Origin of the sequence: Chlamydia abortus (genome assembly GCF_002895085.1) — a bacterium.
GTDB lineage: Bacteria > Chlamydiota > Chlamydiia > Chlamydiales > Chlamydiaceae > Chlamydia > Chlamydia abortus.
The window spans coordinates 800,328-815,376 of sequence record NZ_CP024084.1 but is presented as its reverse complement, the minus strand read 5'-3'; the positions used below and the strand labels follow the sequence as shown (position 1 = coordinate 815,376).

Sequence of the window (15,049 nt, the reverse complement as noted above, 5' to 3'; positions counted from 1 at the left end):
TAAGCTAGGATGAGGTAGATGATGGATAGAAAAGGCTTTTTAGATAGCCCCTCAACAAAGATATTACAAGATTTGGCTGTCGCGCCTGTGGATTTAACTACCCCGGGAATAATTTCACAAGAGCGTGTAGAAAGATTTTCATTATCCATAGGAGGTTTCACCCTAAGCTATGCTACAGAACGAGTTGATGAAGGTGTTGTATCAGCCTTGACGGATTTAGCTTCTGAACGTGGTCTTGTGTCTTCTATGCAAGCGATGCAAAGCGGCGAGGTTGTAAACTATATTGATAATTTCCCTAGTGAATCTCGCCCTGCCTTGCACACAGCAACACGTGCTTGGGTTAAGGAAATTCCTTTAACAGGAAATGCAGAGGATATTGCTTTAAGGTCTAAAATTGAAGCACAACGCTTAAAAGACTTCTTACATCAATATCGAGATGCTTTTACTACTATTGTGCAGATTGGTATTGGGGGTTCGGAGCTGGGGCCGAAAGCTTTACATCGTGCCTTAAAAGGTTGTTGTCCTTCGGATAAGAAAGTCTATTTCGTTTCTAATATTGACCCCGATAATGCAGCAGAAGTTTTACAGGAGATCGATTGTTCCAAAACTTTAGTTGTGACTGTATCGAAATCAGGAACTACATTAGAAACTGCTGTGAATGAAGAATTCATTGCTGATCATTTCTTAAAACAGGGTCTCCACTTCCGTGACCACTTCATTGCTGTTACTTGTGAGGGGAGTCCCATGGACGACAGAAGTAAGTATCTTGAAGTTTTCCATATTTGGGATAGCATTGGGGGGAGGTATTCCTCTACATCTATGGTCGGTGGTGTTGTTTTAGGCTTTGCTTATGGATTTGATGTTTTTTTTCAGCTCCTTGAAGGAGCTGCAGCTATGGATTTAGCTGCTTTGGCACCGCAAATGAGTGAAAACCTGCCTATGTTAGCAGCAATGTTGGGAATTTGGAACCGTAATTTCTTGGGTTACCCTACCTCAGTGATTGTTCCCTATTCTGCGGGTTTAGAGTACTTCCCCGCGCACTTGCAGCAATGTGGTATGGAATCCAACGGGAAAAGTATTGCTCAAACTGGGGAGATAATAGGATTTGCTACCAGTCCGATCCTTTGGGGGGAAGTCGGTACCAATAGCCAACACTCCTTTTTTCAGTGCCTACACCAAGGTAGCGATGTCATTCCTATAGAATTTATTGGTTTTCTTGATAATCAAAGAGGAAGAGATATCGTCATTTCTGGATCTACCTCTTCCCAGAAGCTTTTTGCTAATATGGTCGCGCAATCTATAGCTTTAGCCAAGGGACGAGAAAATACTAACCCGAATAAGAGCTTTAGAGGCAATCGTCCTTCTTCTCTTCTTGTTGCTGAGCGGCTGACTCCTTACACTATGGGAGCTCTCTTGGCTTTCTACGAACATAAGATCGTCTTCCAAGGCTTTTGCTGGGGGATTAACTCTTTCGATCAGGAAGGAGTTACTCTAGGAAAAGATCTCGCCAACCAGGTTCTGGGAATTATGCAGGGGCAGGCGAAAGAAGGGGCTTGCCTTGAGGCAGAAGCATTGTTAAAGCTTTTTAACAGTACACAGAAGAAAAAATCTTAAAGTCTGTTGCCAGAGAGGGAACTCATTTTCCCTCAAGGTTTTAATAGTTTTTATGCTACAATAGTGTCTTCATTTTTTTAGCGATGGATGGAAACGCTATGTTTTTTATTCGTGTGCGTTCATTAGGTTTTTTAGATATTCACGGTGTTTTATCTACGCGTAAGGGAGAACAGGTGATGAAATCTCGTTCAGGGGTTTGGGTAGGTGTTCGAGGAGCCATTTTCTATCGTATAGCTTCCTGAGCACATTTCCTGATTTTCAACAGTTCTTAAGACGCAAACGTCTTTCTTTGTATTTTTTTTGCTCAGCAGTATTTTTTTGCAACGTACTACCTCAATTTTACTCTGATATCTTTGGGATTTACTGGGTTTATGCTAACAACTAGGGTTTGACAGAAACGTTAGTAAAGCATAAGTCTTGGTATAGAATTCAGATGCGGAGTATTGTGGATAGGAGCGTAACGCTTATATGTATTTCGCCTCTTGACACGGTTTTAGCTTAGGAATCGCTTTCTCTTAGCTATCACAAAATAGACGCGCTTGATTTTGTTTTTATTTAAGGATTATAGTGTTTTTTTTTAGGGAGGCGTGGTTATGAAACTAACGCGTACGGTTAGCGTTGCTGTTACAGGGGGGACAGGGCAAATTGCCTATAGTTTTCTATTTGCTCTAGCTCATGGTGATGTTTTTGGTAGTGATTGCGGGATAGATTTACGTATATATGACCTCCCTGGGTTAGAGAGAGTGCTTTCAGGTGTTCGTATGGAACTCGATGATGGTGCTTATCCTCTTTTGCAGTCTCTGCGTGTTACAACTTCTCTAGAAGATGCTTTTGATGGTATTGACGCGGCTTTTCTTATAGGAGCGGCACCACGAGGTCCTGGTATGGAACGCTCGGATCTTTTAAAGCGTAACGGAGAGATCTTTTCCCTTCAGGGATCTGTTTTAAATACTTCTGCCAAGCGTGACGCAAAAATTTTTGTGGTTGGTAATCCTGTAAATACGAATTGCTGGATTGCGATGAGCCAAGCTCCAAGATTGAATAGACGGAATTTTCATTCTATGTTGCGGTTAGATCAGAACCGGATGCATACAATGTTAGCTCATCGCGCCGAAGTGCCTTTGGATGAAGTTTCCCACGTTGTCATTTGGGGAAATCATTCGGCAAAACAAGTTCCCGATTTTACTCAAGCGTTAATCTCAGGGAAACCTGCTGTTGAAGTGATTGGTGACCGCGATTGGCTTGAGAATATCATGTTACCCTCTATTCAAAATCGAGGAAGTGCCGTTATAGAAGCTCGTGGGAAATCCTCTGCAGCATCTGCTGCTCGTGCTTTAGCAGAGGCAGCACGCTCTATTTTTCTCCCTAAAGATGGAGAGTGGTTTTCTACTGGAGTATGCTCTGACTACAATCCCTATGGTATTCCTGAAGATTTAATTTTTGGTTTTCCATGTCGTATGCTGCCTTCTGGGGATTATGAGATTGTTCCTGGATTGCTTTGGGATACCTTTATAAAAAATAAGATTCAAATTTCCTTGGATGAAATTTCTCAGGAAAAAGCCAATGTATCTTTGTTATAGCACAAGTTAATGGGGTGATTTATGACTCAATCTTTTGACGTATTAAGTCAAAATGCTTTTAAAAAGATTTTTAATAAACAGCGATTTCTTTTTATTTTTTCTAGTTTGTGCTGTTTTGGTTTTGTTTTTTCTATATTTTTAAAATTATGCTCACAATTTGTTCTTAGTTTTTCGCTATCAACCCTAGGTTTAGGAGCGTTTTTTTCTTCTTTTAGTATTGTGTGTGCATCTGCTGTGGTTGTCCAGGCGTTATTAAAACAAGAATCTGTGGGTCACGTAGAAAAAATCACAGCAACATTTCATAAAAATTGGAAATCCCTGTGGTTATCTTTACTGGTTTCTATGCCATTTTTTATTGCTATGGTTGTAGTCAGTACAATAATTTTGTTATCGATGTTTTTAAGCTCTTTGCCTTGGATTGGTAAAGTGTTTCACACGTTGTTAATTTTTGTTCCCTATCTTTCAGCAACAACTTTGATCTTACTATTTCTCGGTGCTTTCATATCTTTATTTTTTTGCATACCTGTGCTTAGCGATCATGAAAGCGTGGATTATATGCAGTTATTAAGTTGTTTTAAAGGTAACGTATTGAAACAGTCTATAGGATTTATCATAGCAGCGACACCTTTAGCATTGTGTAGCTGGCTCGCCTTAGATTCGTTTTATTTGATGTCACATCTTGTGTGTTTATCCGATATGAACACAGGATCGTTTTTAATGGAGGTCCTGGTCTTGGTCATGCCCATAGCTTTGATTCTTACACCAGCTCTTTCTTTTTTCTTTAACTTCTCTTTTGACTTTTACTTAATGAAGCAAACCTCTCAAGACCATCTGATTAAAGAGTAAATAGAAACTCTTTAGCTATATAAGCTGTAGATTGTTTTAAAACAGCTTGAGCTAGCATATCTCCGGTAAGGCCATGATAAAGTAGACCTTTGGATCCTAAACCTCCTAGGAACCAAAGGTTTTCTTTTACCCTACTAATCAAGGGTAAACGTGTCGAGCTTGATGAACGCATCCCCGCATAATAATTCAGGATAGTCGCATCTTTAAGAGCTGGAAATAGGGAGAGAGCAGGAGGCATAATTTCATTATAGGCAACATTTTCGTCAGGAACAATTTCGGGTTGATTATGTTCGAAAGTAGATCCTAAAATACAGGTATGGTTTTCTGTGTTTGCTACCATATACTTCCGGCCATTGATGCTGAATTGTGGTATAGCCAGATCCTTAGGCCAGGCAATTTCTATAAGCTGGCCTTTTACGTTGGATAAGGGGAGTTTTTGTAATTCGGGAAGGAAATGGGCATTCGCTCCTGGTGTAACGATAATATGCTCATAAAACTCTTCAATATCAGAGAGATTTTCTATAAGCTCATCGTAAAACTGGGTGCCAAGATTAGCACAAGCATCCCAGAGACCATTAATATAAGCGTTATTATTTATGGTTACACCGTTCTTTATGAACAAAGCTCCGAGATCAGAAACAATACCGGGGACAGTCATTTCACAACGTGCTTTCTCCCACCACTCGAGTTCTTGAGGAAACTCCTCGACACGCTTCATAAAAATCTCCGCCTGTTCATTGTCTACTGCTGGGCGGATGATCCCACGGGAAAGAACAATAGGGGTATGTAATGCTTTGCTAGCTTCTGTGATTAAGCTATGCGTAGAGGTAATTCCTAAATCGGCGAGGGGAGGTTTAATCGCTTTTTTCCCAGTAAATCCGTGGAGGAGACCTGAAGACAATCCCGAAGCCCCATGACCTAAAGGTACAGGATCAAAAAGATCAATAGTTGCTGTTCCCTGAGAATGCAGCAGTAAATGCCAAGTTACAGAAAGCCCGGCATATCCTGCTCCTAAAACTGCTATACGCATAAGTCTACCTTGAAATCTAGGATCTGAATTTAGAAATTCACTCTATATCTCCCCTGAGGATAAATGAGAGAGGCGCAAAGGCCTCTCCCAAAGGGTGATTAGATCGTTTGGTTATAAACGGATTTTTTCCGTTGAAAAGAGGAATATAGCCAATAAGGCTAGAAAAGCAATGATGGTAATTTCTGTAACCTCTTTTTTTGCAAAAAATGTTTTTGCATTTCTGCCTTTTTTCCCGGCATCGATGTAAAAAGGAATGCCTAACGCCAAGAGAATGATAGCCATAAGTAGATATTTCAGCCCTCCAGCATAGATGAGCCAAATAGAATAAACGGCACCCAGAAGTCCTGTAATTTTTGCAGTGAAGGCTTTGATAGGTCCCTTATTTGGGTATTTTTTGTTTTTACTAAACTTCACAAGAAAAGCGGCACTTGCGAAATAGGCAGGTAAGACCATTACGCCTGTAATGCTCAACATGGTATTCCATGCGTCGGTTGAAAAGTATACCAGAAGCATAGCGATTTGCATGAGAGCACTAGTAACATATAATGAAACTTTAGGAGAGCGATGCGCATTTTCGATAGCGAAAATCTCTGGGAATGTCCCATTTTTTGCTGCAGAATACGGGATCTCAGCAACGATCATAGTCCAGGATAACCAACTAGAAAGTACGGCAATAAGGAGACCAACATTCATTAAAATTTCTCCCCATTTTCCTACGAGAATATCCAATACTCCCGCGGTGGAAGGGTTGGCAATACCGGCGAGTTGATGTTGAAATAAGGAGCCAAAAGGTAAGATAGATAAAAGTATGTAAACAGTGAGACACCCAGTAAAACCTAAAATCGTCGCTTTTCCAACAGCACTAGGACTTTTTGCACGTGCGGACATGACTACGGCGCCTTCGATGCCTATGAAAGCCCATAAGGTAACTAACATTGTGCTTTTCAGCTGACTAGTCATAGATCCTAATAACGGTTGTGTTTTTGTAACCGTATCCCCCCAAAAATCTGTTTTGAAAATCGCAAGTTTAAAAAGAAAGGCTGTGATGATAATGAATACAATCAGAGGAACGAGTTTGCCTACTGTGCCGATGATGTTAATGAACGATGCCTGACGGATTCCTTTTAAGACGATGAAATTGAAAACCCAGATGAGTATGGAGCCCCCTAGAATGGCGGGTAGAGTATTTCCTCCTTGAAAGTAGGGAGGGAAAAAATAGTTTAATGCATCCATGGTCATCACGGCATAACCGACATTCCCAAAGATCTGGCATAACCAATATCCCCAGCCGATAGTAAACCCTATGTAGGGGCCAAATCCTTCTCGGCTGTACATATAGATTCCTGTCGTTAAGTCCGGGCGTACTAATGAGAGAATTTTAAAAGTATTGGCAATGAAAAACATGCCTACGCCTGTTAGGATCCATGCTAAGATAATTGCGCCTACTCCTGCAGATGCTGCCATATTTTGGGGAAGGCTGAAAATCCCTCCCCCAATCATGGAGCTAATGACCATGCCTGCTAAAGCTATGGCTCCGAGATTTTTCCCGGATTTACTCCCATTAGAAATCATGTATTCTCCTTACTTAATTGTTACCGGATCGGCATTTTCAAAGTTGAGAAACCCTAATGCAGTTAATGAGAAACCATATTTTTGCTTAATGTTAATGTAGTTATGGAAATATTGAAATTCACTATGTTTGACAACTGAGCGAAGATCTAGTTCATGTTGAAGGGATTTCTTCAACCACATTTTAGCATGGGATTCTGCGATTTCATCGTTAATCCATGTAGGGAAAAACTCTACATATTCTGCTGCCCATCCACCGATGAGCTCGCCATTTTTGTCTTGTCCCCAGCAAATACCTACACCTGTAGTAATAGCATGCGTGCCTTCTACTGTGGAAGCTCCGCGTCCAGCCATGATGACTTCTAAAACAGCACCATGTTTGAAGAATTTGACACATTGATCTACAGGAACAATATTGCCAAAGAGTTCTTTAGGTAGTACTGATGTGTAAGGGACGATATTAAAATTCTCAATTTTTGCTTGTAATAGAGCTGAGTCATAACAGAAAGTTTCAAAAGGTTGAGGAGGCATTCCATCATCAGATTCACCGACTCCTCCCGTATGGAAAGCTAATGTCGGGTAGCGTGTTCCGTAAGGCATGTACAAACTCCTAAGGATATCAAGTTGTAGGATGTTAGGTAGAGAAATTCGCTCGGACGCCGTAAACTTTAGCGGCACGTTTATCGGGTCTTCGTGCAGGATGAATATAGATTTGTAGATCTGGAGTTAGCGATATGTGAGGTCCAAATCCTATGGTTGCGAATGTTTCTATTACAGTTTCGTATTTGCGGATTTTCTTTTCTGTAATTACTTTAGGATTGACTTTGCTCATGGAGCACGCAGCACCTAAAAGATCTTGAGGATTGCGATTTATGGGATTTGCTGATGCTAATCCCAGAACATAAGAGCGGTTGAGGTTGGTCACTGTTCCTGTGGCACCATTCCATCTTCCAAATACATACAGTTTTTCTCCTAGGTGCTGTCCGAAGTTTAGTGACCATCCTGTGGTTTGCACAGGTTGTTCAGGTACCTTCCTTGTAGAATAGACTAATGCAGAATATTGCCCACTACCTAAACTACTTTGTGGTGCCCAAGAGACATAGCCATAGAAGTTATAGCGGTTTCTTGTAAGGTTATACAGATCAAAAGAAGAACCTGAAACATTATAAGCATCTTGGAAACCAGCTTGAATATTTATCGAGGGGGTAGGTGTAAATTGTAGATAAGCACCCACGCTTCCGGAGGAATACGTAGCACTCGCATTTTGTGATAACGCGTAACTTAGGAATCCTGATTGTTGGTCGTTATCGTACAATGTCCCATCTATAGAATATAGGCTGTATTGGCCAAATGAAATGGTAAGGATATTCTCGGGGAATGTCTGAGAAAACGTTAGCTGAGATAACGTATTAGTTCGAGTACTATAATCATTAATCCCGCCCGCAATTCCTATAGCGTTGTTCGCATTTTGCGCGTTGTTTCTCCAGTAACGTACCAAGGTATAGGAGAAATCGATACTCCCTACACCTGCAGTAGGGCTGTTATAGAGTTGCCAAGAAACGTTGGGACTCACGTAAAATTGCCAAGTCGGCTGTTTTTCATCAACTGCCTTTAGCAAACCTTTCTTAGGATAAAACCACTGAGGAAGAATGGTAAAATCCACAGAAATTTGAGAGTTCGTCTCTTTTTCTATGGAGTTGAACAATTTGGAGATCGACAATCCCTCTTCGCAAGGGCGATCTGCTAATACATTACGTATGGGGGTAAGTACGTGACGACGAGGTTCTTGGGCGAAGGTTTTGGAGGATTCTAGCGTCGAGGAAGAGGAAAGATACGAATCTTCCGTGTGCCTTTTTTTCAATCTTTCGGAGTACTTATGATGGTGGAGCTTAGGGTGATTGGGATCAATAGCATAGGCAGGCATGACCATCATGCCATAGGCACATAGAGCAGATAATAGAGAGGAACGAAAAGACGCCATGAACTACCAAAAGAAAAGATACGTGGTTCTTTTTTGTGACTCTAAAAAAAAAAGTTTTTTTTATGCCATCATTTTTGGAGAAAATAGAGGAATTGTTATCTTAATGTTATTCTATCATTTGGTGTCTGAGTAATAAAGCAGCAGCCTCATTGCTAAGAAGTTTTTGTGTGTATGTATATTGGACCTTAGAGATTTCCGGATGATATACTGGAGGTAAGAATTTTTTAGCTGAGTAAGTAATTCCAAGATAAGAAATTTTTTTTAATTTACATAGCTCCCCAACGCGTGCCACGTTTTCTTTGGAATTATCCACGTAGATAATTTTTTCAGGACAGGCTGCGATAGTATCTAAGAAGATTTGGAGTCCTGGTCCTTTGTGGAGTTCTTCTCCAAACAATACCCCAGAAGAAAAAAGGATACTTTTTGGAAGTTCATGAGTTACCACAGGAGCTGTACTTTCTAAAGATAGACCTAAGCTTTTTAGTTGCTGTAGAGTAATCGCTTTTGAGGAATGTTTACGCTCTGTATAAACAAACAGGGTTTTCTGTTTTTCTTGGACTTTTGAGATGAGGATCTGCATAGTATTTTCTATAGTTTTTACCGATCCTTTTTCTAGGAACCCTTCCCAATAAGGGTAGACAGTTTGCCAAGCTTCACTTTCAGAGAGGCCGAGTTGTTGAAATCCTTCTATTGTTTTCTGGAGCCACGATGTTTGTGTTAGAGCCTCAGCTCCTTCGAGTAACGTGTCATCAAGATCAAGTATTAACCAGAAATCTGCATCATCATACAGGATATCCCCTGCAACCTCATGAATGGATTTTACCTCTACATAACGCGAGGTTTCTGTACAGTCACTAAGCGTAGGAAAAAGAAAAAAGAAAAATAGCCAGTACTTTTGCATGGGAGAAAGAATAAAAAATTTCAAAAAGTATAAAGCAAAATAGAAATTTTTTACATAGTGCTAATAATATTTTCTACACTCAGACGGAATCTTTCTCTATTCTCTTGAGAGAGTTTATCTGGAAACCATAAGGAAAATTGTAGGAGGGCTTGCTCAGCAAACATTTCGTAGCCGTAAAGAATCTGACAACCGCGCTCTTTAGCTTTTTTCGTGTAGAGGGATTCTTTGGGTAGTGTGTTAATATCGATAATCACAGGAGGGTAGATTTCAGGTATGTCTACACCGGGAGGCAGACATAAAATTAGAATATCGATGTTGTGGTGTTCTGATAAGGAATGTAGAGGGAAAGCTTGACCATGACATAACACAGAGAGTTTTTCTGCGTGAGCTTTCGTACGGTTGAAAATACTAATCTGCGCTCCTGAATACGCGAATGTGGTGGCTATGGCTTTTGCTGCGCCTCCAGATCCCACTATGCCCACATGCATGTTTTGTAAAGGGATGTTCTTACGTTTTAAAAGATTGAGTAGCCCTAAACCATCGGTGTTGTATCCCGCAATCTTATTATTGTGGAAAACTAAGGTATTGCAAGACTGACACTGTTGTACAGAGGGATCAAGAATATCGATATATTCAAGAACAGCGGTTTTAAAGGGCATGGTAACACTCAGACCACCAAAAGGAAGATCACGAGTTAAAGAGAAAAATTCGTTCAGTTCATAGGGGGCAAGTAGAATTTTTATGTAGCTCATGTTGAGCTGTAGCTCTGAAAATAATTTATTATGGGAAAGATGACTGATGCTACGGTCTACAGGGTTACCAATCAGACCATAGATACGAGCCTCTGCAGAGAGATTCGTATAGTTGTATGCTAGTAAATCTTCTATGGATAGCTGTCCTGGGGCTACTTTGGGAGCGTGGATGCCAGAGGCATAATTAATCGCATTTTTCATTAATGGTGAAAGGATGCGCGAGGCTATGCCTGCGTTTCCCATACAAAGTAGCGTGGTATTTTCGGGCAGGTGTTTTTTTATTTGTATGCAGCGGAGAGTATCTGTAGATTTTGTTGATGTAATAGCAATTTTGTAATGATGGGCTTGTTGCCTCAGCATTTCCTTACAGAGATTAGGAATGTGTTCGGAAGTTTCACTATGATAAGAGAGAATAATTTTTATTTTCGGATAATTCTTCTGGATTTTTGCTAAAGCTTCTTTGGGGAAGTCTTTGTCAATATCCAGGTATTCAGGCTGTAACTCTGCAAGTTGTAGAGTACGTTCTATCCATGCTATTTCAGAAAGGCTCGTGTGCTTTCTTAACGTAAGAATAGGTTTTTTTGCTAAGGAGACGAGATGCTTGAGTTCATTTGAAGACAGGGATAAAAGACAATCAATGCGTAACTCTATACTATCGACTAGAGGTAAGGAGTGTAAAAGTTGCTGTTTAGCTTCAGCAAACGTAGGCCCACTAATTGTTGCACATAGCATAGCATTCACTTTTTAGAATTTCATAAAGGATAGCCATTTTTGGCACTGTACAATAGATGCCATTACATGAAGTTGCCTTGCCTGCATCTTCCATCATAACCATTCTGATGGCTTTTTTGGAGAGGTTTTTTTTGTCATAGCCAAGAGCATGGATGATATTTTCAGGATCGTAAAATTCATGATGAAGATGTTGAGGAATAAGATCGCGTAGTTCTTCAAGAGTTGTAGGCAAATGGAAGCGTTTAGATAGATGGTGTAATTGTTCTAGCAGAGCAGGATTCTTCATGATTCCTGATTCTAGGGAGATTTTTGTTTCTATCATCATGCCTACGCTTACTGCCAATCCGTGGGGGAGACAGCCTTGGGATAATGTTTCTATAGCGTGTGCAATTGTATGACCGAAATTGAGTATTTTTCTTAGATGTTGATCATGAGGGTCTTTAGCAACAATGGCGGCTTTAACAAGGCAGTTTCTTTTGATAAATTCACTAAGAATTTCCCGAGAAGAAAATAGCATGTCGCCGTAGTTATGAAGAAACTCCCAGATAGAGGCATCAGCGATACATCCGTGTTTTATCGCTTCGGAAATTCCGTAGAGCCACTCTTTCTTAGGTAATGTTGATAAGAACTCAGGGCATATCCAGACATCTTGCGGGAGATAGAAAGTCCCCAAGCGATTTTTTAGTCCACGTAGATTAATACCATTTTTTCCTCCTATACAAGCATCTATCATTGCCGTCATTGTTGTGGGGACTAGGAATAGCGGAATGCCCCGGCAATATGTAGAAGCGAGAAATCCTACCATGTCTAAAACTACACCACCCCCAATACCTATCATGGTAGAACCCAAAGGAATATCGTGATCTATGAGCTGATTCTGTAGGGAAATGAAAGTTTCCCATGTTTTATTTTTCTCTCCGGAAGGAAAGGATAAAGGAACGACCGTATAGTCTAAAGAATGTATAAAATCTACAATAGGAGGGAGAATTTCTTTAGCAACTTGAACATCGGTAAGGATGACAAGCGGATGATCTGTAGATATGGAAGAAAATAACTTTTTATTGAAGAAGTCTCCCACAAGTTTGATATGATGAGGATGAGAAATCAAGTTTTCGATCATAGTCTCGCACATCGTTGTTGTAATAACAAATCAGCTAGGACAAGATTTACCATGGCTTCTACGACACCTACAGCTCTTATAGTAACACAGGGATCATGACGACTACCTTTTTGCGTAACATAGCTTGTAGGTTCCCCAGTTTTCGTTACTGTGCCACAGGGTTTGTGAATAGAAGATGTCGGTTTAAACACTACCCGACCATTTAAGGGCATTCCTATAGTAATCCCTCCTAAAGATCCGCCGCAATTATTCGATCTCATGGAAATTCTTCCGTCTTCGATGATAATAGGATCAATATATTCCGATCCATACCTATCCGCAGAAGCGAATCCTAACCCTATTTCAAATCCTTTAGCTGCCGGAATGCTCATCAACGCAGAAGCCAACATGGCTTGTACTTTACTGAATACGGGTTCGCCCAGGCTTTCATGAATAGGAGAAGTAATAAAAGATACCACACCTCCTAACGAGTCTTGTGTATTTTGTAGGTCGGTGATGATTTGAAAGATAGCGTCATGGTTTAGCGGAGAAAGAAAAGGCGAATTGTAAATGCTTTGCGCAAATTCTTTAGAATATTTTGGATATTCCTCAATAGATACCTGTCCTAATTTAGATAAGAAAGCTAAACAATGAATATCATAATGCGCGAGAAATTTTGCTGCGATGACCCCGGCAGCTACGCGGCATGCAGTTTCTCTTCCGGATGACCTGCCTCCTCCTAGGGGGTCTACAATGCCATATTTTTTCTCATAAGCAAATTGTCCATGTCCTGGACGGTAGCGATCGTCTTGTTCGCGATATGGATCGCTGTTTACATCAGTATTAAAAATTTGCAGAGCAATGGGTGTTCCTGTTGTTTTGCCTTGATAGATTCCGGAAAGAATATGCACAGTGTCCGCTTCTTTACGTGGAGATGTTCCAGGTCGTCCTGGGCATCTGCGCGACATAGCAGGAACAAAATCTTCAGGGGAGAGTTGTAGCCCTGCAGGGCACCCGTCGATAACAACCCCAAGACAAGGTCCATGAGATTCTCCCCATGTCGTTAGAGAAAATAAAGAACCAAAGCGATTTCTCATTGATTTAGTAAAGTAGTAAAAGATTCACACGCAGAGAATAATGAACGTTCATCTAAAAGATTTACCTCATCAAGAGGGAAGTGATAGTCACAGATGCGTTGCATACGCTCTATACGTTGTTGTAAGATTTCTTCCATATTTGGAGCGCGTTTTAATCTTTCAGGGAGACCACGTTTTAAGAGTCTTTCACGAATCTGAGCCATAGGCAGGGATAGATAAACTAGCGTTCCTCGATGTTTAATTATATCACATGCTTCTTGATGCATGATAGTGCCTCCACCTAAAGCTGTAACACTATGATCTAGGCAGGGAGAACGGAGAGCTGCAATTTCTAATTTTGTAAACTCTTGTTCTCCAATAGCCTGGAATATTTCGCAGGCCGAGGGATATAGCTTATTGCCGTAGTTACTTACGATTAAATCATCGACATCAAAGAAAGGCACCGAAAGATATTTAGCGAGAGCCTTGCCAAACAACGTCTTGCCTACTGTCGGCAGGCCGCAGAGAAATATGTTCATAATGTTCCTGGATATTCGTATGCAAGGAATTTAGAATCTGGATGAAATTCGGGAAAGTTTTTTTTACGCAATCGGTATCATAGATAATGCTATCCCCAGAAGCATGCATCGCTGCTATAGACAGGGCCATGGCAATTCTATGATCTTTATGAGAATGCATAGAAGCTCCATATAATGGGCTGGGATTGATGAGCAAACCGTCGTGACACGGTTGGATACAAGCTCCCATTTTCTGTAGTTCTTGAGTGATAGCAATGATGCGGTCGCTTTCTTTATTTTTAGCACTTCGAGCGTTATATAGATACGAGGAGGAAGTAGCAAAACAGCAGAGAACAGCGAGAATAGGAAGAGCGTCAATAAAAGGATCCATATCAATATTTCCTCCTGAAAATGTGGAAGGGAAAATAATGATGGTGTTGTTTTCAAAAGTAATATTTGCTCCAAGTTTTTTAAGAAGGAAAAAGAGTTCCTTATCGCCTTGGATATCGTCGATATTGAGATTTTCTAAGTAGGTAGGATGAGGAGATTGAGAAAGTAAGGCAGCAGCTGCAAGGAACGCAGCGCTGCTAAAATCACCCCCGACAGTATAGGAAAATGCTTGGGGGCGAGTTTTCCCTTCAAACGAGTACGTATCCTCAGATTGTGCATAGGGAATACCGAGGAAATCCAGCCACCACAATGTAAGAGCAAACCAAGGGCGTTCTTTGGGATTGAGGATAGTAAATGAAAAAGGTCCTTCGGCTAAAGAACAGGCTATAGCCAAAGCAGAGGCGTATTGGGAATCCTCGCCTATAACTTCTGTATACCCGGAAGACATGGGCCCTAAAACAGAGAAGGGCAGAGAATAGGGCTCTCCTTCATAGGAAAAGGTAGCCCCGAAATTTTCTAGAGCTTGGATTAAGGGAGCTATGGGACGCCGTTGTAATTGTGAAGATTCTGTAATTGTGATCTTCTCGGAAAAGATTGCTGCCAGTGCTGTAAAGAAACGAAAAACGATGCCAGAACTGCCTGCATTGATGGTAGTGTTTTTGGGAAGTATTAGGTGGGGTGTTCCCGTAATTTCAAGATGTGTAGATTTTTTAAGAATTTTTGCGCCCAACTGCTTGCAGGCTTGGATCATAGCTTCTGAGTCTGGAGAGGCAAGAGCATGATGTATTATGGACGTACCTTGTGCTACTGAAGCCCAAAAGATAGCTCGTAGAGTATGAGACTTCGACGGAGGGACGGAAACCCGTCCAGATATAGAGGAGGGAGAAATCTTATAAGCAAGCATTTTGGCTAACTTACTTTTGTTTTCCAAAAAGCTTGCCTGAACACTAATTTATCGTCC

At 40.9% G+C, this 15,049-nt stretch carries 14 protein-coding genes; 4 read left to right on the top strand and 10 right to left on the bottom strand.

Translation table 11 applies throughout. From position 1 onward, the window contains the following. Positions 1 to 21 precede the first annotated feature (21 nt). The 4 genes from CHAB577_RS03705 to CHAB577_RS03690 all read left to right on the top strand — a co-directional run bounded on the left by CHAB577_RS03705 (position 22) and on the right by CHAB577_RS03690 (position 4,040). Positions 22 to 1,614 carry a glucose-6-phosphate isomerase gene (locus CHAB577_RS03705; RefSeq protein WP_041461364.1) on the top strand — a complete coding sequence of 531 codons (1,593 nt, stop codon included), beginning with the start codon at positions 22 to 24 and terminating at the stop codon, positions 1,612 to 1,614. Between the two features lie 98 nt (positions 1,615 to 1,712). After that, a complete protein-coding gene (gene ltuA, locus CHAB577_RS03700; protein ID WP_045071932.1) occupies positions 1,713 to 1,856 on the top strand; it encodes a protein LtuA in 144 nt (47 codons plus the stop codon). A gap of 351 nt (positions 1,857 to 2,207) precedes the next feature. Next, positions 2,208 to 3,194 carry a malate dehydrogenase gene (locus CHAB577_RS03695; RefSeq protein WP_041461342.1) on the top strand — a complete coding sequence of 329 codons (987 nt, stop codon included), beginning with the start codon at positions 2,208 to 2,210 and terminating at the stop codon, positions 3,192 to 3,194. A 21-nt stretch (positions 3,195 to 3,215) separates the two neighbouring features. Then, positions 3,216 to 4,040, top strand: coding sequence for a hypothetical protein (locus CHAB577_RS03690; RefSeq protein ID WP_006344313.1), 825 nt, complete (start codon positions 3,216 to 3,218; stop codon positions 4,038 to 4,040). Here the strand turns inward: CHAB577_RS03690 and CHAB577_RS03685 are convergent. The 10 genes from CHAB577_RS03685 to aroA all read right to left on the bottom strand — a co-directional run bounded on the left by CHAB577_RS03685 (position 4,030) and on the right by aroA (position 14,992). After that, entirely contained in the window at positions 4,030 to 5,070 is a 1,041-nt protein-coding gene (locus CHAB577_RS03685) for an NAD(P)/FAD-dependent oxidoreductase (RefSeq protein ID WP_011097274.1), read from the bottom strand. The genes CHAB577_RS03690 and CHAB577_RS03685 overlap by 11 nt on opposite strands. A gap of 111 nt (positions 5,071 to 5,181) precedes the next feature. After that, the gene (gene aaxC / locus CHAB577_RS03680; protein WP_011097273.1) at positions 5,182 to 6,642 is read right to left on the bottom strand and encodes an arginine/agmatine antiporter AaxC; all 1,461 of its coding nucleotides are present in this window, start codon (positions 6,640 to 6,642) and stop codon (positions 5,182 to 5,184) included. Between the two features lie 9 nt (positions 6,643 to 6,651). Continuing rightward, positions 6,652 to 7,239 carry a pyruvoyl-dependent arginine decarboxylase AaxB gene (gene aaxB, locus CHAB577_RS03675; RefSeq protein WP_011097272.1) on the bottom strand — a complete coding sequence of 196 codons (588 nt, stop codon included), beginning with the start codon at positions 7,237 to 7,239 and terminating at the stop codon, positions 6,652 to 6,654. 34 nt (positions 7,240 to 7,273) lie between these two features. After that, on the bottom strand, positions 7,274 to 8,620 hold the full coding sequence (aaxA, locus tag CHAB577_RS03670) for a porin AaxA (RefSeq protein WP_011097271.1): 1,347 nt from the start codon (positions 8,618 to 8,620) through the stop codon (positions 7,274 to 7,276). A 106-nt stretch (positions 8,621 to 8,726) separates the two neighbouring features. Further along, positions 8,727 to 9,521 (bottom strand): DUF2608 domain-containing protein, encoded by a 795-nt coding sequence (locus CHAB577_RS03665; RefSeq protein ID WP_011097270.1) that lies wholly within the window; start codon positions 9,519 to 9,521, stop codon positions 8,727 to 8,729. A 50-nt stretch (positions 9,522 to 9,571) separates the two neighbouring features. Continuing rightward, entirely contained in the window at positions 9,572 to 11,005 is a 1,434-nt protein-coding gene (locus CHAB577_RS03660) for a bifunctional 3-dehydroquinate dehydratase/shikimate dehydrogenase (RefSeq protein WP_006344307.1), read from the bottom strand. Continuing rightward, positions 10,986 to 12,125 carry a 3-dehydroquinate synthase gene (gene aroB / locus CHAB577_RS03655; RefSeq protein WP_011097269.1) on the bottom strand — a complete coding sequence of 380 codons (1,140 nt, stop codon included), beginning with the start codon at positions 12,123 to 12,125 and terminating at the stop codon, positions 10,986 to 10,988. Before aroB ends, CHAB577_RS03660 begins: the two co-directional genes overlap by 20 nt. Continuing rightward, positions 12,122 to 13,201: a chorismate synthase gene (aroC, locus tag CHAB577_RS03650; RefSeq protein ID WP_011097268.1), complete on the bottom strand. Its 1,080-nt coding sequence runs from the start codon at positions 13,199 to 13,201 to the stop codon at positions 12,122 to 12,124. Before aroC ends, aroB begins: the two co-directional genes overlap by 4 nt. After that, entirely contained in the window at positions 13,198 to 13,719 is a 522-nt protein-coding gene (locus tag CHAB577_RS03645; RefSeq protein WP_011097267.1) for a shikimate kinase, read from the bottom strand. The genes aroC and CHAB577_RS03645 overlap by 4 nt, the downstream gene beginning before the upstream one ends. Further along, positions 13,655 to 14,992 carry a 3-phosphoshikimate 1-carboxyvinyltransferase gene (gene aroA / locus CHAB577_RS03640; protein ID WP_011097266.1) on the bottom strand — a complete coding sequence of 446 codons (1,338 nt, stop codon included), beginning with the start codon at positions 14,990 to 14,992 and terminating at the stop codon, positions 13,655 to 13,657. The genes CHAB577_RS03645 and aroA overlap by 65 nt, the downstream gene beginning before the upstream one ends. Between the last annotated feature and the right edge of the window lie 57 nt (positions 14,993 to 15,049).